Origin of the sequence: Lentzea sp. NBRC 105346, from assembly GCF_030269605.1 — a bacterium.
Taxonomy (GTDB): domain Bacteria; phylum Actinomycetota; class Actinomycetes; order Mycobacteriales; family Pseudonocardiaceae; genus Lentzea.
This window is the reverse complement of sequence record NZ_BSTQ01000005.1, coordinates 1-20,457: the sequence shown is the minus strand read 5'-3', so window position 1 is coordinate 20,457 and position 20,457 is coordinate 1. Positions and strand designations below refer to the sequence as shown.

Genomic DNA, 20,457 nt, shown 5'->3' with positions numbered 1-20,457 from the left:
GTCACTCCTTTTCGGTGCGCGCCAACGGAATCTTGACCACCCGACGGGATGAGATGTCCTGCAGCAGTGCGTCCTCCAGCGACTGCGCCGCCCACCGTTTCGCGCTGACGACGGTCGGGTTCACCGCCCGCCCAAGGCGTTTCTCAGCCCGATCGGCGGCCGCGTAGACCTCGCCGCGGTCCACCGGACCGACCACCAGCACGTCGATGTCCTTCGGCTCGGGACCAGGTTCGTCGTGGTACCTGGCCGCCCACGAGCCGAAGATCATGAGTTCCACGGCATTGCCGAGGGAGCCGAACTCCTCCTCGACGACCTGCTTGGGCCCGAACGCCAGCTCGATCAACCTCGTCAGCGGCTCGACGAGGGGGCCGGTACCGGCCCTGACCAGGCGTGTACGGCCGACCTGCCGGGTCTGGAGGATGCCCGCCTCCTCGAGCCGCCGGACCTCGTCGTGCACACCGCTCAGCGACCCGCCGACCAGCTCCGCCAGCTCGGTGATCGAGTGCTCCTGCTCCGGGTTGAGCAGCGTTGCCGCCAGCACGCCGGCCTGCAGGCGGGATCGCAGGACGGGAAGCAACGAAGGTGCGTTACTTCGCATAAACCGAAGATATCTTCGGTTTATGCGAAGTGTCAAGCGGCTAGGCGCTCGGCTGCCGCACGGGAAGCCCGGCCGCCTCGTAGATCGCGTCGATGACGGCCATGTTCTTCACGGCGTCCTCGGCCGTGGTCGGGAAGGGCTTCCCGTGCAGCACCGCCTCAGTGAACGCATCCAGCTGATACGCATAGGTAGGCCGCTTCCCGAAGGTCTCCGAAGTCCGGCTGTCCTTGAGCCGCAACGAAAGCCGGTGCACGAACTGGGGCCCGAGCGGGTTGAACACCCGCACCTCGCCGTCCTCGCCGATGGCCCGGATGGAGATCTTCAACAGGGTGCGCGACCACATCGAGGCCTGGATGGTGCCGGTGTGCCCCTCGGGGAACACCACGGAAGCGGTCATCGCGCGGTCGATGTCGGGACCGCGCAGCAGCGCCCGCGCCGAGCGAACGGTGGGTTCGCCGAACAGCCGCGCCATGTTCACGGCGTAACAACCGGCGTCCATCATCGCGCCGCCGGCGAGCGACATGTCGTAGCGGATGTCGGAGAACACGGGCAGCGGGAAGCACAGCGCGGTCGAGACGTGCCGCAGGGGGCCGAGCACGCCGGACGAGATGATCTCCTGCAGTCGCGTGATCATCGGGTGGTAGCGGTAGTGGAAGGCCTCCATCACCACGAGGCCCGAGGCGGCGGCCGCGTCGGCGACCACGCGGGCCTCGGACGCATTGGCGGTGAAAGGTTTCTCGCACAGCACGTGCTTGCCCGCCTCGAGCGACGCCAGCGTCCACTTGCCGTGCAGGCCATTGGGCAGCGGGTTGTAGATGGCGTCGACCGCGGGGTCCTCGAGCAGTTCGGTGTACGACGTGTGCACGCGCGGGATGCCGTGCTTGTCCGCGAACTCCTGGGCGCGGTCACGGGAGCGCGCCGCTACCGCCACGACCTCCGCCGTGGTGGAGGACCTGGCCGGTTTGATCACCGCCCCCGGCGTGATGCGAGCCGCTCCGAGGACACCGATGCGCACGTGGTCCGTCACGACACAGATCATTCCACCAAAACGTGCCGCGGGGCTCGCAGCGGTTACGGTGTCCACCATGGACGTCCTGGTCGTCGATCACCCGCTCGCCCGCGCGCGGCTCACCACCATGCGCGACGCGCGCACCGACAATGCGGCATTCCGTGCGGCGTTGCACGAACTGACCGTCATGCTCGTCTACGAAGCGACCCGCGACCTGCCGCTTATCGAGGAGCGGACGCACACGCCGGTGGCGCGCACGACGGGGTTCAAGCTGGCCAACCCGCCGCTGCTGGTGCCGGTGCTGCGGGCCGGGCTCGGCATGGCGGACCAGGCGCACAAGCTCATCCCGGACGCCCAGATGGGCTTCGTCGGCCTCGCCCGCGACGAGGAGACGCTCCAGCCGACGCCGTACATGGAGTCGCTGCCGGAGAGCCTCGAAGGGCGGCCCGTGTTCGTCCTCGACCCGATGCTCGCGACCGGCGGTTCGATGGCCTACACCATCCGGCTGCTCACCCAGCGTGGCGCGACGGACGTGACCGCGATCTGCGCGCTCGCCGCACCGGAGGGCATCAACCACCTCGAGGACTCCGGCCTGCCGGTCCGGCTGGTCACGGCCAGCGTGGACGAGCGGTTGAACGACTCGGGCTTCATTGTGCCCGGTCTCGGTGACGCTGGGGATCGCCAGTACGGGGCCGTGTAACCCAACGTATCGAGCCGTTTACGTGATTCCTCCGATCGGCCGTAGCAGTGGTCTAGACCTCAGGCCTAACGTGCTGCTGACCACAACGCCGCTGCCGCCGTTGCGAGGAGAATCATGTCCAGATCGAGATGGGGCGTCGCCGCCGTCATGGTCGGCGCCCTCTCGGTGTCGCTCGCGCCGATCGCGAACGCCGACGAAGCCATTCAGATCCAGGGTCACAACCGCGCGAAGACCGTCGGCTACTTCACCCAGTGGGGGATCTACGGCCGGAACTTCCTGGTCAAGAACCTGGTCGACAACGGAACGGCGGCTCGGCTCACGCACCTGAACTACGCGTTCGGGTTCCTCGACGAGAAGGGCACGTGCGTCAGCGCGGACGCGTGGGCGGACTGGCAGAAGCCGTTCACGGCCGAGCAGAGCGTCAGCGGCAAGGCCGACGAGCCCGGTCAGGCGCTCAACGGCAACCTCAACCAGCTCAAGCAGCTCAAGGCGAAGTTCCCCAAGCTGCACATCAACATCTCGCTCGGTGGCTGGACCGGCTCCAAGTACTTCTCCAACGCGGCACTGAGCCCCGAGTCCCGTGCGGCGCACGTGAAGTCGTGCGTCGACATGTGGATCAAGGGCAACCTGCCCGGCCTGCCCGAGGGTGCGGCCAAGGGCGTCTTCGACGGCATCGACCTCGACTGGGAGTGGCCGGCGAGCCCCGGCAACGACGGCAACGTCGTGCGACCCGAGGACAAGCAGAACTACACCAAGCTGCTCATCGAGTACCGCAAGCAACTGGGCTGGGCGCGTGACCTGACCGCGTTCCTGCCGGCCGACCCGGTGCAGCTCGACCGCGGCTACGAGGTCCTGCCGGTGTTCTGCCTGCTCACGTTCGGCACGCTGCAGGGCTACGACTACCACGGCGCGTGGGAACCGAACGCCAACCAGCAGTCCGCGCTGCGCGTCCCGAAGGGCGACCCGTCGCCCGCCGAGTTCAGCTCCGAGGTCACGGTGAACGCCTACCTGCGCCGCGGTGTGCCACGCAGCAAGGCCGTGCTCGGCGTCCCCTTCTACAGCCGCGGCTGGACCGGTGTGGCGCCGATGAACAACGGCCTGTTCCAGACGGGTACTCCCGCGCCGGGCACGTACGAGGCCGGCTACGAGGACTACCGGATTCTCAAGAGCCAGCAGGACAAGTTCAAGATCTACCGCGACGAGCGCGCGGGCTTCGCGTGGCTGTACGACGGCACCACGTGGTGGACCTACGACGACCCGACGGAGATGAAGCGCAAGGCCCGCTTCATCAGTGACCGCCGGCTTGGGGGCGCGATGATCTGGTCGCTGGACGGTGACACCGCCCAGGGCGAGCTGATCAAGGCGCTCAGCAGCGGACTGTCCTAACCGGACAGTTCAACGGAGTCCGGGGAGGTTTCGCGGCGGCCGCCTCCCCGGATTCCGCCATCTATGCGCGCCAGCCGGCCGAGTGTGCGCGCAACGCGCGTTCGTAGGCCGCGGCGACGTCGAGTCCGGGCGGCAGGTTGCCGTTGAGCTCGAGACTGACCAGGCCGTGCGCGATGCCCCACGCGGACAGCGCGAGAGCCTCGGGATCGTCCGCGACGAAGAAGCCGCCCTCGATGCCCCGCCGCACGGCGTTCACGACCGGGTCGAACGTGCGCATCGCCGCCTTGCTCATCTCCTTGGTCGGCGTCACGACCTTGCTGAACAGCACGGCGTAGAACTGCGGGTCCGCGAGCGCGCTCTCCCGGTAGGCGATGCCGATCCGGATCAGGTCCTCGGCCGGGTCGTCGGTGATCGGCACAGCCTGCAGCCGCGCGCCGAACCGGCTGAACGCCTCGTCGTACATCGCCTCCAGCAGTGCGGGCTTGCCGCCGAAGAGGGAGTAGACGGCCGTCGTCGAGGTGTTGACGTCTGCCGCCAGCCTGCGCAAGCTGAGAGCGCCGGGGCCTTCCGTGCTCAGCAGTTCACCCGCCCGGTCCAACAGGCGGTGACGCAGCGCGTCGTCGTGGGTCTTGGGACGGGGCATCCAGGAATCCTATCGGCGGCTGGTTTATGTGGTATCAGGTTGGTACCGTCCGATTCATGGCGATGACCTTGCGGTTGACCGACGAGGAGAACCAGCGCCTTTCCGACCTGGCGGAGGCGGAAGGGCGGTCGAAGCAGGAAGTCATCCGCCTTGCGCTGGCAGACCGGTGGGCCCGAATGCAGCAAGAGGAGAAACTCGGAGAAGTACTCGGTCGGGTACTCCCCAAGTACCGGGGGCTTCTCGATAGGCTCGGTCCGGCCTGATTCTCGTACGGGCCCGAAATTGTCGGACCCATGTGATCAACTGGACTCCGTGATCAACTACCTGGATGCCGGTGACCTGCTCGTGCTGGCCACCGCGGTGACCGGCGGCGATCTCGTCGTGCGCGACATCGGTTTACTCGACACAGCGGCGTACCGTCCGCGTGCCACGGTGCTCGGCGTCGAGGCGTACGACACCCTGTGGCTCAAGTCCTCCGCACTGCTCGACTCGATAGTGCGCACCCGCCCGCTGACCGAGGGCAACTGGCGGCTCGGCTGGGTCGCCGCGGTGACGATGTGCGACATCAACGGCTGGTGGATCGACGCCGAGGAGGACGACGCGCTCGACCTCGTCCGGGCGCTGGGCCGCGACAAGATGGACGTGCCGCAGATGGCCGCGCACCTCGAAGCGTGGGGCTTACCCAAGGAATCGGGTTGACCTGGAGCGCGCTCCAGGTTCTACGTTCGTTTCGTGACTTACTCGATCGCCCAGGCGGCGGAGCGCAGCGGACTGTCGATAGACACCCTGCGCTACTACGAACGAATCGGGCTGGTCGACCCGCCTGCTCGTGACTCAGGCGGGCGGCGCACCTACTCCGACGACGACCTCGGCTGGCTCGCCTTCGTCACGCGACTGCGCATGACGGGCATGCCGATCCGGATGATGCGCGAGTACGCGCAGCTCAGGCACCGTGGCGACGTGGCCGCGGGCCGTCGCAAGCAGATCCTCGTCGAACAGCGCGCCCAGGTGCGTGCGCGCATCGCCGAGTTGCAGTCCTGCCTCGAAGTGCTGGACTACAAGATCGAACACTACGCGCAGATCGAACACGACTTGGAGGCCTCCGCGTGAGCCGTTTCTTGGGCAAGCTCGAGGTCGGGCCGCAGGGGCTCGGCTGCATGGGGATGAGCGAGTTCTACGGCTCCGGTGACCCCACCGAGTCGATCGCGACCATCCACCGGGCGCTGGAGCTCGGCGTGACGCTGCTCGACACCGCCGACATGTACGGCCCGTACACGAACGAGGAGCTGGTCGGGCGGGCCATCGCCGGCAAGCGCGACCAGGTCGTGCTGGCCACGAAGTTCGGCATCGTGCGCGACCCGGAGAACGCCCTGACGCGCGGCATCCGCGGCGACCGCGAGTACGTGCGTTCGTCGGTCGAGGGTTCGCTCAAGCGGCTCGGCGTCGACCACATCGACCTCTACTACCTGCACCGGGTCGACCCGAACACGCCCATCGAGGAGACCGTCGGCGCGATGGCGGAGCTCGTAGAGGAGGGCAAGATCCGCCACATCGGCCTGTCCGAGGCGGGCGCCTCAACGCTGCGCCGTGCCGCGGCCGTCGCCCCGATCACGGCGCTGCAGAGTGAGTGGTCGCTGTGGTCACGCGACATCGAGGCGGAGATCGTGCCGACCGCGCGTGAGCTGGGCATCGGCATCGTGCCCTACTCGCCGCTGGGCCGTGGCGTGCTGACCGGCCGCTACACCTCGTTCGAGGCCGGTGACTTCCGTGCCGTCGCGCAGCCCCGGTTCGCCGAAGGCGCACTGGAGAAGAACCTGGAGATGGTGCGCAAGCTGGAGGCCGTCGCGTCACGGCTGGGGGTCACCGCGGGGCAGCTCGCGCTGGCATGGGTGCAGCACCGCGGCAACGACGTCGTGCCGATTCCGGGCACCAAGCGCGTGAAGTACCTGGAGGAGAACGTCGCGGCAGCGCACTTGTCGTTGTCCGACAAGGATCTCGCCGACATCGAGGCCGCTGTTCCCGCCTCGGAGGTCGTCGGTGACCGCTACGCGGACATGCGGCCGGTGGGCCGCTAGAGCCGTTATGGCCACCTTGACGGACCTCAGGTCCATCAAGGTGGCCATAACGGTAGTTCGTAGGTAAGCGGACCTTGGCCTCCCGCGGTTCGTGGCCATGTCCTCTTTTAGTAACGGCTCCGGGTTCGGCGTACCACGTGGTGGCCTATCGCATCGGCGACGAGGGAGAACTCTGTGGCCGCGAAGATCACGCTCAGCTAGACGTCGGCTCGGTGAGCTGGGCGGCGATCGTGGCGCCCAGCTCCCAGGCCTGTTCCAGGGCGGCCTTGTCGGGCTGACCGGTCAGTTCGAGCGGTTCGGCGGCGAGGTTCCAGCCCAGTCCGGTGGTGATGGTCCTGATGGCCTTCACGGCGCCTTCGGTGCCGAGGTTGCCGTGCACGTAGGCGCCGTAGATCCGGCCTTTCGTCGCGTCCAGGCACGGGTAGTAGATCGTGTCGAAGAAGTGCTTCAGCGCGCCGCTCATGTAGCCGATGTTGGCCGGGGTGCCGAGCAGGTAGCCGTCCGCTTCGAGGACGTCCGGGACCGAGGGGGCGAGGGCGGCGCATTTCAGCACCTCGACGCCCTCGATCTCGGGGTCGGTCGCGCCCTTCACGACCGCTTCGAGGATCTCCTGCATCGCCGGCGAGGGCGTGTGGTGGACGATCAGCAACCTCGGCACCGTGACAGGCTGCCTCGCGTCACGATCAACCGCAACGCGGCTGCTGGCCGGGCCGCGCTCGAAGTGTCAGGTAATGCTGCAGGTGTTGCGTCGTCACCTGGCCTCTTCGCCGCGGAAGCTGATCTCCGTGGAACCCGATGGTGCCCCAAACGTCTTTGTGGGTGTACACAGGAGGGGATATGAAGACCACAGCCATCTTGACGACCAGCAGCCGTAGCCGCCGCATCACCTGGGGATTCGGCTTGGGGATCGCGCTGGGCCTGATGGGGCTGCCCCTCGTGTTCGTGGCGATCTGGCCGGGGGCGGACCACAGTCCTTGGGCGGCGAACACCGTGGTGCTCGCGGCGGGCGTGTTCCTGTCCAGCCTCAGCTACATCTTCGGGCGCATCGCCGTTTCGGCGTTGACCGAGGACCGCGTGACGCCGCCGACGAAACGCCCCTACTTCGTGGCAGCGGGGGCGTTCGTCGTGGGCGTGCTCTCGTTGCTGATCGCTATGGCATGACCAGCTCGGTCACGCGTTCGCGCAGCTCCGCCATGCGCTGACGGGCCTTCGCTTTGGCGTCCGGCAACGACTCCGCTACCGGTTCGACGACCTCCAGGTACGCCTTCAGCTTCGGTTCGGTGCCGGACGGGCGCACGATCACGCGCACGCCCGGCGCCGTCAGGCGCAGCACGTCCGCGTCGGGCAGCAGATCCTCGGTGGCGAAGTCGTCCGGCGGCGTGGCGCGCAGGCGGGCCATGACCTTGCCGATCAGGCTGAGGTCGGTGAGGCGCTGCGACACCTGGTCCGTCAGATGTACGCCGTGTTCCGTGGCGAGCTGGTCGAGCGCGTCGAGCAACGTGCGCCCGCTCGCCTTGAGGCCGGCCGCCAGGTCGCACGCGACGACCGCCGCGGAGATGCCGTCCTTGTCACTGACGTACTCCGGGTCGACGCAGTTGCCGAGCGCCTCCTCGTAGGCGAACACCAGGCCCTCGCCCGCGCGGACCAGCCACTTGAACCCGGTCAGCGTCTCCGCGTACCGGGCGCCGTGCTTGGCCGCGATCGACTTCAGCAGCGACGACGACACGATCGTGGTCGCTACCAACGGATCCAGCCGGTCCACAGTGGACAACACGAGCGACCCGAGCAGCACGCCGGTCTCGTCGCCGCGCAGCATGCGCCAGCCGTCGGCGTCCTTCACACCCAGCGCACACCGGTCGGCGTCCGGGTCCAGCGCGATGGCCAGGTCGGCGTCGATGTCACCGGCGAGCTTCAGCAGCTGGTCCGCGGCGCCGGGCTCCTCCGGGTTGGGGAAGTCCACGGTCGGGAACTCCGGGTCCGGAACCGCCTGGGCCCGCACCACGTGCACGTCGGTGAAACCCGCGCGCCGCAACGCTTCCACGGCCGTCTGGCCGCCTACGCCGTGCATCGGGGTCAGTGCGACCTTCAGCGTCTTGGCCGTGCCGGTCGGTAGTTGCTCGATGCGCTGCAGGTACTCGTCGATCTGCTCTTCGTCGACTGTCCGGTAGTTGGTGCTGAGCGGGACGCTGACCGCTGCCGGTACCTGTGCGATCGCCTGTTCGATCTGGCGGTCCTCGGGCGGGACGATCTGTGAGCCGCCTCGCAGGTACAGCTTGTAGCCGTTGTCCGCCGGTGGGTTGTGCGATGCCGTGATCTGTACGCCCGCGACCGCGTTGTGCTTGCGCACCAGGAACGCCAGGACCGGGGTTGGCAGGGGGCGCGGTAGCAGTCGCACGTCGAAGCCCGCGCCCGCCAGTACCTGGGCGGCTGCCTCTGCGAAGTCCTGCGAGCCGTGCCTGGCGTCGCGGCCTACGTAGACTGTGCCCTTTTCCGTCAGCCAGTTGGCCAGGCCTGCCGTTGTGCGGATCACTACGGCTCGGTTCATGCCGTTCGAGCCGGCTCGGACCGGGCCGCGCAGGCCGGCGGTGCCGAACGTCAGTGGTCCGGCCATGCGGTCCCGCAGGTCTTCCAGCGCGTTTTCGTCGCCACTCATTGCCTTGGCGAGGATGGTTTGCAGTTCGGTGCGCGTGGCCTCGTCCGGGTCGTCTGCGATCCAGCGGAACGTGGCGTCTCGCAGGCCTGGGGGCAGGCTCATGCCCTCGTCACCAGTTCGCGCAGGAGGGTGCCCATGCGGACTGCCGCGTTCGCGCCCGCCTCCAGGACTTCCTCGTGGTTCAGTGGTTCGCCCGTGATGCCTGCTGCGAGGTTCGTGACCAGGGAGAGGCCGAAGACCTCCACGCCTTCGGCGCGGGCGGCGATGGCCTCGTGCACCGTGGACATGCCCACCAGGTCTGCGCCAAGGGTGCGGAGCATGCGGATCTCGGCCGGGGTTTCGAAGTGTGGGCCCGGTAGGCCGGCGTAGACGCCCTCCTCCAGTGAGGGGTCGATTTCCTGCGCCAGCTTGCGCAGCCTTGGGGAGTACAGGTCCGTCAGGTCTACGAACCTGGCGCCTACCAGAGGGGATGCCGCCGTCAGGTTCAGGTGGTCGCTGATCAGTACTGGCTGGCCGACTGACATGCCCTGCCTTAGGCCGCCTGCGGCGTTCGTCAGCACGATTGTCTTCGCGCCTGCGGCGGCTGCGGTGCGTACGTTGTGGACTACCTTGGCGATGCCCTTGCCCTCGTAGCCGTGCGTGCGGCCCAGCACTACCAGGACGTTCTTGTCGCCTACCTGGAGGCTGCGGATCGTGCCGCCGTGACCTACCGCCGTTGGGGCCTCGTAGCCGGTTAGTTCGCCGACCGGGATCTCCGTTTTCGGGTCGCCGATCAGCTCGGCTGCCGGGCGCCAGCCTGAGCCGAGGACGACTGCGACGTCGTGCTCGGCCACCCCGGTGCGGGTCCTGATCTCATCCGCGGCCTTGGCGGCCAGCTCTTCGGGATTCTCAGTCACGCTGGGGAGCCTAAACCGGGGTCGTGGTTCTTGCGTCGTGGTGCCGGTTGGGGTGACGCGGCGGCTTTCGTTCGTGGCTGGGTTTGTGTTGACGCGCTGACTTTTCTTGGCTGCCGGTTTCGTGCGTGGTTGCGCCTTGGCTGCCGGTTGTGTGCGTGGTCGCCTTTTCCTGCTCGGGGCTCCGCCCCGGACCCCGGCTCAGCTCAAAGAGGGGCCCGGCCGTGGTGTCGTTTCGTAGTGGGTTGCGTTGGGGTGGTGTGCCCCTCCCGTCGCATCGCACCTGAGGCAGCCACATCCGAGACCCCAGGTCAAGCGAAAAGCGTGCTTGACCTGGGGTCTCGGATGCGGCAGGGCTTCGCCTGCGATGCGACGGGAGGGGCCCACCACCTGGTGGTTGTGCGCGCTGGCGCGCGCGGGGTGGGGGCTCGCTTCGCATCGCGAGTCGTACGTTCGCCGCCTGTGAGTCGTACGTTCCCGATCCCTGAGCTGGACGTTCCCGTGGCTCGCGCTTCGCGCATCGTGCGCGCGAGTCCTCAGCTCAGACCCGGCGAGTCCTCAACCCAGACCCGCGAATCCTCAGCCCGGCCCGGTGTCGGTGCCCCTCGCTAGCCTGGATACGGGGGCAGCTCAAGTCGCGGGCCCGCCGACACACCCCCAGCCGACCGTAGCGCGACGGTCCGACAAATCCCGGCGGAGGCTACGTCGGCGAGAAGGTGGACGCGATGTTGTCGAACAGCTTCGTGCGGCCCACGTCCTCCTGCTCCGTCGGCACCACGACCTCGATCGCCCAGAGGTCAGTTGACGTTGGCAGCACCCGCGAGAAGTGCGTGCGGCGCAGCGCCCCGGAACCGTCGCCCTCCACGGTCTTGTACGTCAGGCGGAGTGCGGGCTCCGGCTGGTCGCCCGGCAGTGACGGCGTCTCGGCGCGTTCCTCACCGAAGTAGCGGCCGGGCCACCGTTGCTTGACCAAGGTCAGGTAGTCGGAGATGTCCCGCTTCTTCGTGTACCAGTCCGGAAAACGGTGCACGGCCACCTCGTACGCCCCGTTCGGCGACACGAAGTGGACCACCGAGTACGCGACGCCCAGGTGCGGGTCCTTGCGGCCCTCCACGTAGATCGTCCAGTCGGGTTCGACGCTCACGGTGAACTGGCCGCCCTGGTCGCCGTTCTCCGTGCGCGCCTGCGCGGTCTGCTGCTCCAGGCGCAGGGTTGGGTCGATGGACGGCAGGACGGTGGTGTTCGTGCCGGTGAACGGGGGGAGCAGGGCGGCGCCCGCCACCAGGCGCGTTAGGGCGAAGCCGCCGATGGACGACGCCAGGAACACCAGGAAGGCCACGAACACCAGTAGGGCTGTGGCTGCACGGGTTCGCGTCGGTGAAAGCTCGGTGGTGGGGGACAGCATGAACGGCAGGGGGCCGGGGTCCGACGCCAAGGGTGTTTCGGGGGCGATCACGGGCTTGGGGCGCGGGAGGACCGGTAGGGGCGTGGCGGGAGGCTCCAGACCGAAGACCGACTTGCCCGGCGGGGGGAGTAGGGGGTGCAGCGCCTGGCGCACCTCTACCAGGGGCATACGCGACGTGGGGTCCTTCTGCATCAGGCCGGAGATCACCGGGGCCAGAGCACCCGCGCCCACGGGTTCGGGGACTGGGTCGTTGACGACCTGGTTGATCGTGCGCATCACGTTGGTGCCCTCGTACGGCGGCATGCCTGACAGGGCGGCCCAGAGGGTTGCGCCCAGGGACCAGCGGTCGGCGGCCGGGGTGACGTCGCCGCCGGAAGCTACCTCCGGGGCGATGTACGCGGGGGTGCCCAGGGTGATGCCTCGGCTGGTCATCGTGGATTCGGCGACGTTTCGGGCTATGCCGAAGTCGGTCAGTTTCACCCGGCCGTCGTCGGCTATCAGGACGTTGCCCGGCTTCACGTCGCGGTGGGTGATGCCGGCTCGGTGGGCCGCCTCCAGGGCTGCTGCGACCGCGTCGCCGATTGAGGCTGCCTGCTGCTCGGTCAGCCGGCCGTGTGACTTCAGGAACTCGCCCAGGCTGCGGGACGGGACCAGCTCCATCACCACGTATGGCTCGTCCTCGTGCTGGACCACGTCGTAGAGCGTCACCAGGTTGGGGTGGGACAGGGCCGCTACGGCGCGCGCCTCGCGCATGGTGCGTTCGCGCAGTTCGTCGGCGTCCGCGTCGGTCATGCCGGGTGGGCGGAGCATGCCTTTTACGGCGACCTGTCGGCGCAGCACCTCGTCGTCGGCTGCCCAGACCGTGCCCATCGAACCCTGGCCCAGCAGGTGCCGGAGGCGGTAGCGGCCCGCTATCAGCCGGTCGGATGCGTAAGGGTCCTTACCGGTGTCCACGGATCCATTCTTCCTGGGACACTGGCTGCATCGTTCACGGCGGTGAACCTCACATAGCCGAACCCGTACCGGTCGGTAACACTGCGATGCATGATGGAGTTGGCATTGGCCGCCGAATTCCGCCCCAACGAGTTCCCCGAGCCGACTCGGGAACAGTGGCGTGACCTGGTCGAGGCCGTGCTGCGCAAGTCCGGCGCGAGCTACGACTCCCTGGTCACGCGGACGTACGACGGCATCGACATCCAGCCGCTCTACACCGAGGCCTCCTCGAAGTTCCCCGGTCTCGCGCCCGCCAAGCAGGGCTGGGACGTGCGGCAGCGGCACACCGTGCCGGACAAGATCGCGGTGATGAACGACCTGGAGGGCGGCGTCACGTCCCTCTGGCTCGCGGTTCCCGCGGAGACGCTGCAGGACGTGCTCGCCGACGTCTACCTCGACCTGGCGCCGATCACTTTGGACGGTGACGTCGAGGCCGCCCGCGCGATGCTGCGGATCTACGACGAGTCGCCGTTGCTGCCCGAGCAGGTGCACGGCAACCTCGCGCTCGACCCCCTCAAGGGCACCGAGGTCATCAAGCAGGCCAACAAGCTGTTCCCGCATCTCCGCACGGTCGTGGTGGACGCGTTGCCGTTCCACGACGCGGGTGGGTCGGACGCCGAGGAGCTCGGTGCGTCGATCGCGTTGGGCGTCGCGCACCTGCGGGCGCTGACGGCTGCGGGGCTGAGCACCGCGCAAGCGTTCGCGCAGCTGGAGTTCCGGTATGCCGCTACCGCCGACCAGTTCCTCACCATCGCCAAGCTGCGTGCCGCGCGGCGGTTGTGGGCTCGGGTGGCCGAGGTGTCCGGCAGCGGCGAGAAGCAGGTTCAGCACGCGGTCACGTCCAGCGCGATGATGACCAGGCGCGACCCGTGGGTGAACATGCTGCGCACCACGGTCGCGGCCTTCGCCGCCGGACTCGGCGGGGCGGACGCGGTGACGGTGCAGCCGTTCGACGCGGCGATCGGGCTGCCGGACGAGTTCTCCCGGCGCATCGCGCGCAACACGCAGAACCTGTTGCTGGAGGAGTCGCACCTCGGTGAGGTGATCGACCCGGCGGCCGGGTCCTGGTACGTCGAGCAGCTGACCGACGAGCTGGCCAAGACGGCCTGGGCGTGGTTCCAGGAGATCGAACGCGCGGGTGGACTGCCGAGCGCGCGCAACCTCGTCGACGACCGCATCGCGCGGACGTGGGAGACGCGTCGGCAGCACATCGCCGACCGGCGCGACCCGATCACCGGTGTCAGCGAGTTCCCGTTCCTGGACGAGAAGCCGGTCAATCGGACCCCGCATTCCGAGCCACAGGCGGGCGTTCGCTACGCCCAGGACTTCGAGGCGCTGCGCGACCTGGCCGATGCCCAGCCCGAACGCCCGCGCGTGTTCCTCGCGACGCTCGGGCCGGTGTCGGCGCACACCGCGCGGGCGACGTTCGCGGCGAACCTGTTCAACGCGGGCGGTTTCGCGACTCCGAACGCCGGTGCGACGAAGACCGTCGAGGACGTCGTCGAGGCGTTCAAGGCCGACGACGCGAAGATCGCCGTGCTGTGCGGCAGCGAGCAGAGCTACGCCGACCTGGCCGTGCCGGTGGTCACGGCGTTGCGTGCGGCCGGTGCCGAGCGGGTACTGCTGGCGGGTAAGAAAACCGATGCCGAAGTGGACGGATTCGTGTTCATGGGGTGCCCGGCACTCGACATTCTCACCGAGACCTTCGACTTCCTTGGGGTGAAGCGATGACGATCCCCGACTTCACGGACGTCGAGCTGGGAACCCTCCAGCCCAACGGTTTCAGCGCCGACCTGCCGGTGTGGGACACCCCGGAGGGCATCGCGGTCAAGCCGTTCTACACGGCCCAGGACCTCGACGGACTGGACTTCCTCGGCACGTATCCGGGCATCGCGCCGTTCCTCCGCGGCCCGTACCCGACGATGTACGTCAACCAGCCGTGGACGATCCGCCAGTACGCGGGCTTCTCCACCGCCGAGGAGTCGAACGCCTTCTACCGCCGCAACCTCGCGGCCGGCCAGAAGGGGCTGAGCGTGGCGTTCGACCTGGCCACGCACCGCGGCTACGACTCCGACCACCCGCGCGTCGCCGGTGACGTCGGCATGGCGGGTGTCGCGATCGACTCGATCTACGACATGCGCACGCTGTTCGACGGCATCCCGCTGGACAAGATGTCGGTGTCGATGACGATGAACGGCGCGGTGCTGCCGGTGCTCGCGCTGTTCGTGGTGGCGGCCGAGGAGCAGGGGGTGAAGCCGGAACAGCTCATGGGGACCATCCAGAACGACATCCTCAAGGAGTTCATGGTCCGCAACACCTACATCTACCCGCCGCAGCCGTCGATGCGGATCATCTCCGACATCTTCAGCTACACCTCCTCGCACATGCCGAAGTTCAACTCGATCTCGATCTCCGGCTACCACATGCAGGAGGCCGGGGCGACCGCCGACCTGGAGCTCGCCTACACGCTCGCGGACGGTGTCGAGTACATCCGCGCGGGCCGTGAGGCCGGGCTGGACGTGGACGCGTTCGCGCCGCGCCTGTCGTTCTTCTGGGCCATCGGCATGAACTTCTTCATGGAAGTCGCCAAGATGCGCGCCGCGCGCCTGCTGTGGGCCAAGCTGGTGAAGGGCTTCGACCCGAAGTCGCCGAAGTCGTTGTCGCTGCGGACGCACTGCCAGACGTCGGGCTGGTCGCTCACCGCGCAGGACGTGTTCAACAACGTCGCGCGCACGTGCGTCGAGGCGATGGCCGCGACGCAGGGGCACACGCAGTCGTTGCACACCAACGCGTTGGACGAGGCGCTCGCCCTGCCGACCGACTTCTCCGCGCGCATCGCGCGCAACACGCAGCTGTTGCTGCAGCAGGAGTCCGGCACCACACGCGTGATCGACCCGTGGGGCGGCAGCGCGTACGTCGAGCGCCTCACGCACGACCTCGCCGCCAAGGCGTGGGGGCACATCACCGAGGTCGAGGCCGCGGGCGGCATGGCGCGCGCGATCGACGAGGGCATCCCGAAGCTGCGCATCGAGGAGGCCGCCGCGCGCACCCAGGCGCGCATCGACTCCGGCCGCCAGCCGGTCATCGGCGTGAACAAGTACCAGGTCGACAACGACGAGCAGATCGAGGTGCTCAAGGTCGACAACGCCGGCGTGCGCGCCCAGCAGCTGGACAAGCTGCGCCGGTTGCGTGAGGAGCGGGATCAGTCCGAAGTGGACTCGGCGCTGAACGCGTTGACCAACGCCGCTTCCGGTGGGGGCAACCTGCTGGAGCTGGCGATCAACGCGGCTCGGGCGAAGGCCACGGTCGGTGAGATCTCCGAGTCGCTGGGCAAGGTGTGGGGCCGCCACTCGGCGCAGATCCGTACCATCTCCGGTGTCTACCGGCAGGAGGTCGGCGCGGTGTCCAATGTGGATAACTGTCGTCAGGTCGTCGAGGAGTTCGCCGAGGCCGAGGGCCGCCGGCCGCGCATCCTCGTCGCGAAGATGGGCCAGGACGGCCACGACCGCGGACAGAAGGTGATCGCCACGGCGTTCGCCGACCTCGGCTTCGACGTCGACGTCGGCCCGCTCTTCCAGACGCCGGACGAGGTCGCGCGCCAGGCCGTCGAGGCCGACGTGCACATCGTCGGCGTGTCCTCGCTGGCCGCCGGCCACCTCACGCTGGTGCCCGCGTTGAAGGAGGAGCTGGCGAAGCTCGGCCGCGAGGACATCATGATCGTGGTCGGTGGCGTCATCCCGCCGCAGGACTTCGACGAGCTTTACGCGGCGGGTGCGACCGCGATCTTCCCGCCCGGCACGGTCATCGCCGACGCGGCGGCGGACCTGCTGCGGAAGCTGTCCGTCCAATTGGGACACGATGGCTAAGGGTATCGACGTCGGCGAGTACGCGAAGGGCGTGCTCGCCGGCAACCGTGGGATGCTCGCGCGGGCGATCACGCTCGTCGAGTCCACGCGTGCTGATCACCGGGCTTCGGCCCAGGAGCTGCTGGTCGAGCTGCTCCCCAAGTCCGGCAACGCGATCCGCGTCGGCATCACGGGCGTGCCCGGTGTCGGCAAGTCGACATTCATCGACGCGCTCGGCATGATGCTGACCGAGCAGGGGCATCGCGTCGCCGTGCTCGCGGTCGACCCGTCGTCGACGCGGTCCGGCGGCAGCATCCTGGGCGACAAGACGCGGATGGCCCGCCTGGCCACGGATCCGAACGCGTTCATCCGGCCGTCGCCTACGTCCGGCACGCTGGGCGGTGTCGCGCAGGCGACCCGCGAGACGATCGTGCTGGTCGAGGCCGCGGGCTACGACGTGGTGCTGGTCGAGACCGTCGGGGTGGGACAGTCCGAGGTGGCCGTGGCCAACATGACGGACTGCTCGCTGTTCCTCACGCTCGCGCGCACCGGCGACCAGTTGCAGGGCATCAAGAAGGGCGTGCTGGAGCTCGCCGACGTCATCGCGGTCAACAAGGCCGACGGCCCGTTCGAGCAGGACGCGCGCAAGGCCGCGCGCGAGCTCGCGGGCGCGCTGCGGTTGCTGCGCCACCCGGACGATCTGTGGCATCCACCCGTGCTCACGTGCAGTGGCCTGTCCGGCGCCGGGCTGGAGCCACTGTGGAACAAGGTGCTCGAACACCGCTCGACGCTCGCCGATGCCGGTGAGCTGGAGGAGAAGCGCCGCCGCCAGCAGGTGGAGTGGACGTGGCAGATGGTGCGCGACCAGCTGTGGACGTCCGTCCGGACGAACCCGGCCGTGCGGGCGCAGGTGCCCGAGCTGGAACGTCAGGTCCGTGCTGGTGAGCTCACCGCGACGCTCGCCGCCGAGCGGATCCTCGCTGCTTTCCTTACCAACTGACGGTTACGGCGTCGCTGGTTTGGGTGACCGCCGTTGGTGGTATGCGAGGTAGAGTTCAGGTCATGTCGAGGTTGCTGGTGGCCTGTTTGCTCGCGTTGCTAGGCGTGTTCGCGGTCGGGGGAACGGCCGTGGCGACACCCACCAATTCGGGCTACTCCGTCGTGCAACCTTCGAACGGGCCGGATCTCAACCCGCAGCAAGAGGTGTCGCCCGAGCAGAAGGCTGAAACGAAGAAGAAGGTCTGGATAACCGCCATCGCGGTAGCGCTGTTCGTGCTGGTCTACTACCGGAACAAGAAGCGTTGGCAGCGTTGGAAGAAGAAGCGGGAAGCCGCGAAGGCTGCCCAGGGGTGAGGACGCTCGTCTCACTAGGTGGAACGCAATAGTGGAAATTTAGCGTCTCGCCAGAGCATTTGCGTCATCTTTGATCGGTCAGACCGAACATTGGCTCACCGCTTGGCGCAGGGCCGTGACCGGCCGTCCGGTTGATCACGAAGAGTGCGCCTTGCCTGCCAGGCCGTGATGCAGGATGGACGCAAATGAGTACCGACTTGAAGATCAGCACACGCTCGACCATCGAGCGGTACTCGGACGCGCTGGTGGACCTCTCCCACAGCATCCACGCCGAACCGGAACTGGCCTTCGCCGAACATCGGAGCATGGAGAAGGTCGCGGGCCTGCTGGCCGGCGAGGGGTTCAAGGTCGAACGTGGCGTCGCCGAGCTGGACACGGCCTTCACGGCCACCTACGGAGACGGTGAGCTCGTGCTGGGCCTGTGCGCCGAGTACGACGCCCTGCCCGAGGTCGGCCACGCGTGCGGCCACAACGTCATCGCCGCGGCGTCGACCGGCGCCGCGCTGGCGTTGCGCGACGTCGCGGACGAGCTGGGCATCACCGTTCGCGTGATCGGGACGCCCGCGGAGGAGGTCGGCGGCGGCAAGGTGCTGATGCTCGAGCGGGGCGTGTTCGACGACGTCTCGTTCTCGATGATGGTGCACCCCGCGCCGTACGAGTCCTGTGCGTCGGGCAGCCTGGCCATCACCGACCTCGAGGTCAACTACACCGGCCGTCCGTCCCACGCCGCCGCGGCGCCCCACCTGGGCATCAACGCGGGCGACGCCATCACCGTGGCGCAGGTGGCGATCGGGCTATTGCGCCACCACCTCGAGCCGGGCCAAATGGTAAGCGGCATCGTCACGCGTGGCGGCACGGTGCCGAACGTAATACCCGCCCGCACATCGGCGATGTTCGATTTGCGGGGAGAGAACGTGGAATCGTTGAAGCGCCTGGAGAACCGGATCCGGGACTGCTTCAAGGCCGGGGCCTTGGCCACCGGTTGCACCCATGAGGTCGTGCAGGTCTCACCGATCTACGCCGAGCTGACTCCTGACCCGTGGCTCGCCGACGCCTACCGGCGTGCGGCCACCGAGCTGGGGAGACGGCCGCTGAGCCCCGAGCAGGAGCAGCGCGAGAAGATCGGGAGTACCGACATGGGCAACGTAACCAGAGTGTTGCCCGCTATCCACCCGACCATTGCCATCGACTGCGGAGACGCGGTGAACCACCAATCAGAGTTCGCGACCGCCTGTGCGTCGCCGTCCGCCGACCGGGCGTTGCTCGACGGAGCACTCGCCATGGCCTGGACGACGATCGCGACAGCCACGGACCCCGAGCAGCGGGCACGCCTGCTCGCGCGGGGAGGTGCGGCATGACGGTCCTGGACTCCCGACCCGGCCGGATTTCACCGGCCGAGGGGGAACCCAACGTGCTGGTGACCGACACCGGGGTCAGCATGTCCCCTGTGGAGGATCTCGGTGAAGGGCGCGGGCCCGCGTGGCTCGACGACTGGCTGAAGGCGAACGCGGGCGATGTCATCGCCTGGCGACGGCACATCCACGCCAACCCCGAGCTATCCCGCAAAGAGTTCAACACGACGGAGCTGGTAGCCGGGCTGCTGCGCTCGGTCGGCCTCAAGCCAAGAATTCTGCCCGGCGGCACCGGCCTGATCTGCGACGTGGGCTCCGGCCCCCGCTGCGTGGCCCTGCGTGCCGACATGGACGCGCTACCGTTGTCCGAGAACACGGGCCTGGAATTCTCGTCCACAGTGGACGGCGTATCCCACGCGTGCGGCCACGACGCCCACACGACCGTGCTGATCGGCGCCGCGCTGGCCCTGGCCGCCGCGACCGAGCTACCCGGCCGAGTACGCCTGATCTTCCAGCCCGCCGAGGAGGTCATGCCCGGCGGCGCGCTGGACGTGGTCGCCGCGGGTGGCGTCGACGGCGTGGAGCGAATCTTCGGCCTGCACTGTGACCCGCGCCTGCAGGTAGGCCGCGTAGGCACGCGCATCGGTGCCATCACGTCGGCCTCCGACCTGCTGGAACTGCGCCTGACGTCGCCCGGCGGGCACACCTCGCGGCCGCATCTGACCGCCGACCTGGTGCACGCCCTCGGGACCGTGATCACCGGGCTGCCGACCATGCTGTCGCGGCGCGTCGACCCCCGGTCGGCCACCGTGCTCGTGTGGGGTGCTGTTCACGCAGGTCAGGCGCCTAACGCCGTGCCTCAGGACGGTGTGCTGTCCGGGACGCTGCGTACTGGTGACCGCGACATCTGGGCTGAGCTCGAGCCGCTGGTGAAGGACCTGGTCACCGGGTTGCTGCTGCCTACCGGTGTCGGATTCGACCTGCATCATCGGCGTGGCGTGCCGCCTGTGGTCAACGATCGTGAGTCGACCATGCTGCTGCGGGCCGGGATTGAGGCCGCTCTGGGGGATGACGCGCTGGCTGGGACTGAGCAGTCCTCCGGTGGGGAGGACTTCGGGTGGTACCTCGAGCACGTTCCCGGGTCGTTTGCGCGGCTTGGGGTTTGGAATGGGGTGGAGAAGCAGCGGGATCTCCACCAGCCTACGTTTGATCTGGATGAGCGGGCTCTGCTCGTTGGTGTGCGTGTGATGGTGCACGCGGCGCTGGCCGCTTTGGCCTGATCCTGCTTCTGCTGTTAGGGGCACTCTCGCGGCGTTTGCGTCGCTGGGGTGCCCCTAACCGTTTGCCGGTTGCGTGAGTGTCTTTGGCTGCCGGTTGCTTGCGTGCGTGGTTGCTTGGTTGGCTGCCGGTTGCGTGCGTGGTCGCCCTTTTGTCGGCTGCCGGTGTCGTGGGGCGCTGCGTCTTCCGGGGGCGCCTTCGGCGCCGCGATTGGGGCTTGACTTGGAACCTCAGGGGCGCTGTGTTCGATCCCTTCGGGCGGCGTGGTGGGCCG

The 20,457-nt window shown here is 68.2% G+C and carries 20 protein-coding genes; 13 read left to right on the top strand and 7 right to left on the bottom strand.

Features of this window, described 5'->3' with window-relative positions; genetic code table 11:
- Position 1: 1 nt before the first annotated feature.
- Complete coding sequence (locus tag QSK35_RS12155; RefSeq protein WP_285745360.1) at positions 2–598, bottom strand: winged helix-turn-helix domain-containing protein; 597 nt, start codon at positions 596–598, stop codon at positions 2–4.
- Between the two features lie 40 nt (positions 599–638).
- Positions 639–1,625 carry a Gfo/Idh/MocA family protein gene (locus QSK35_RS12150; RefSeq protein ID WP_285745358.1) on the bottom strand — a complete coding sequence of 329 codons (987 nt, stop codon included), beginning with the start codon at positions 1,623–1,625 and terminating at the stop codon, positions 639–641.
- 58 nt (positions 1,626–1,683) lie between these two features.
- Here QSK35_RS12150 and upp point away from each other — a divergent pair, with 58 nt between their 5' ends.
- Positions 1,684–2,307, top strand: coding sequence for a uracil phosphoribosyltransferase (upp, locus tag QSK35_RS12145; protein WP_285745356.1), 624 nt, complete (start codon positions 1,684–1,686; stop codon positions 2,305–2,307).
- 114 nt (positions 2,308–2,421) lie between these two features.
- Positions 2,422–3,693, top strand: coding sequence for a glycoside hydrolase family 18 protein (locus QSK35_RS12140; RefSeq protein WP_285745354.1), 1,272 nt, complete (start codon positions 2,422–2,424; stop codon positions 3,691–3,693).
- Positions 3,694–3,754: 61 nt separating this feature from the next.
- On the opposite strand, the gene QSK35_RS12135 is transcribed toward QSK35_RS12140, so the two are convergent.
- Entirely contained in the window at positions 3,755–4,336 is a 582-nt protein-coding gene (locus tag QSK35_RS12135; RefSeq protein WP_285745353.1) for a TetR/AcrR family transcriptional regulator, read from the bottom strand.
- 56 nt (positions 4,337–4,392) lie between these two features.
- On the opposite strand from QSK35_RS12135, the gene QSK35_RS12130 reads away from it, so the two are divergent.
- Genes QSK35_RS12130 through QSK35_RS12115 form a run of 4 tightly spaced genes read left to right on the top strand, consistent with a single transcriptional unit; the run spans position 4,393 to position 6,411 of the window.
- Positions 4,393–4,599 (top strand): YlcI/YnfO family protein, encoded by a 207-nt coding sequence (locus QSK35_RS12130; protein ID WP_285745351.1) that lies wholly within the window; start codon positions 4,393–4,395, stop codon positions 4,597–4,599.
- Positions 4,600–4,648: 49 nt separating this feature from the next.
- On the top strand, positions 4,649–5,035 hold the full coding sequence (locus QSK35_RS12125; RefSeq protein WP_285745348.1) for a type II toxin-antitoxin system death-on-curing family toxin: 387 nt from the start codon (positions 4,649–4,651) through the stop codon (positions 5,033–5,035).
- A gap of 33 nt (positions 5,036–5,068) precedes the next feature.
- Positions 5,069–5,446, top strand: coding sequence for a MerR family transcriptional regulator (locus tag QSK35_RS12120; protein WP_285745346.1), 378 nt, complete (start codon positions 5,069–5,071; stop codon positions 5,444–5,446).
- Positions 5,447–5,493: 47 nt separating this feature from the next.
- Positions 5,494–6,411 carry an aldo/keto reductase gene (locus QSK35_RS12115; protein WP_285746095.1) on the top strand — a complete coding sequence of 306 codons (918 nt, stop codon included), beginning with the start codon at positions 5,494–5,496 and terminating at the stop codon, positions 6,409–6,411.
- A gap of 193 nt (positions 6,412–6,604) precedes the next feature.
- On the opposite strand, the gene QSK35_RS12110 is transcribed toward QSK35_RS12115, so the two are convergent.
- Entirely contained in the window at positions 6,605–7,069 is a 465-nt protein-coding gene (locus QSK35_RS12110; RefSeq protein ID WP_285745344.1) for a flavodoxin family protein, read from the bottom strand.
- A gap of 179 nt (positions 7,070–7,248) precedes the next feature.
- Here QSK35_RS12110 and QSK35_RS12105 point away from each other — a divergent pair, with 179 nt between their 5' ends.
- Positions 7,249–7,572: a hypothetical protein gene (locus QSK35_RS12105; RefSeq protein WP_285745343.1), complete on the top strand. Its 324-nt coding sequence runs from the start codon at positions 7,249–7,251 to the stop codon at positions 7,570–7,572.
- Here QSK35_RS12105 and QSK35_RS12100 read toward each other — a convergent pair.
- The 3 genes from QSK35_RS12100 to QSK35_RS12090 form a co-directional block, all read right to left on the bottom strand.
- Positions 7,562–9,166, bottom strand: coding sequence for a phospho-sugar mutase (locus QSK35_RS12100; protein WP_285745342.1), 1,605 nt, complete (start codon positions 9,164–9,166; stop codon positions 7,562–7,564). The two genes, QSK35_RS12105 and QSK35_RS12100, sit on opposite strands and share 11 nt — an antisense overlap.
- A complete protein-coding gene (locus QSK35_RS12095) occupies positions 9,163–9,960 on the bottom strand; it encodes a purine-nucleoside phosphorylase (RefSeq protein ID WP_285745340.1) in 798 nt (265 codons plus the stop codon). The genes QSK35_RS12100 and QSK35_RS12095 overlap by 4 nt, the downstream gene beginning before the upstream one ends.
- A 697-nt stretch (positions 9,961–10,657) precedes the next feature.
- A complete protein-coding gene (locus QSK35_RS12090) occupies positions 10,658–12,316 on the bottom strand; it encodes a serine/threonine-protein kinase (protein WP_285745338.1) in 1,659 nt (552 codons plus the stop codon).
- A gap of 90 nt (positions 12,317–12,406) precedes the next feature.
- Between QSK35_RS12090 and QSK35_RS12085 the strand changes: the two genes are divergently transcribed.
- The 6 genes from QSK35_RS12085 (at position 12,407) to QSK35_RS12060 (ending at position 20,185) form a co-directional block, all read left to right on the top strand.
- A complete protein-coding gene (locus tag QSK35_RS12085) occupies positions 12,407–14,086 on the top strand; it encodes a methylmalonyl-CoA mutase family protein (RefSeq protein ID WP_285745337.1) in 1,680 nt (559 codons plus the stop codon).
- Entirely contained in the window at positions 14,083–16,221 is a 2,139-nt protein-coding gene (scpA, locus tag QSK35_RS12080; RefSeq protein ID WP_285745336.1) for a methylmalonyl-CoA mutase, read from the top strand. The genes QSK35_RS12085 and scpA overlap by 4 nt, the downstream gene beginning before the upstream one ends.
- Positions 16,214–17,200, top strand: coding sequence for a methylmalonyl Co-A mutase-associated GTPase MeaB (gene meaB, locus QSK35_RS12075; RefSeq protein WP_285745334.1), 987 nt, complete (start codon positions 16,214–16,216; stop codon positions 17,198–17,200). The genes scpA and meaB overlap by 8 nt, the downstream gene beginning before the upstream one ends.
- Before the next feature lie 62 nt (positions 17,201–17,262).
- Complete coding sequence (locus QSK35_RS12070) at positions 17,263–17,553, top strand: hypothetical protein (RefSeq protein ID WP_285745332.1); 291 nt, start codon at positions 17,263–17,265, stop codon at positions 17,551–17,553.
- A gap of 185 nt (positions 17,554–17,738) precedes the next feature.
- Positions 17,739–18,911: a M20 family metallopeptidase gene (locus tag QSK35_RS12065; RefSeq protein ID WP_285745330.1), complete on the top strand. Its 1,173-nt coding sequence runs from the start codon at positions 17,739–17,741 to the stop codon at positions 18,909–18,911.
- Positions 18,908–20,185, top strand: a complete 1,278-nt coding sequence (locus QSK35_RS12060; protein WP_285745328.1) for a M20 family metallopeptidase — start codon at positions 18,908–18,910, stop codon at positions 20,183–20,185. Before QSK35_RS12065 ends, QSK35_RS12060 begins: the two co-directional genes overlap by 4 nt.
- Positions 20,186–20,457 lie beyond the last annotated feature (272 nt).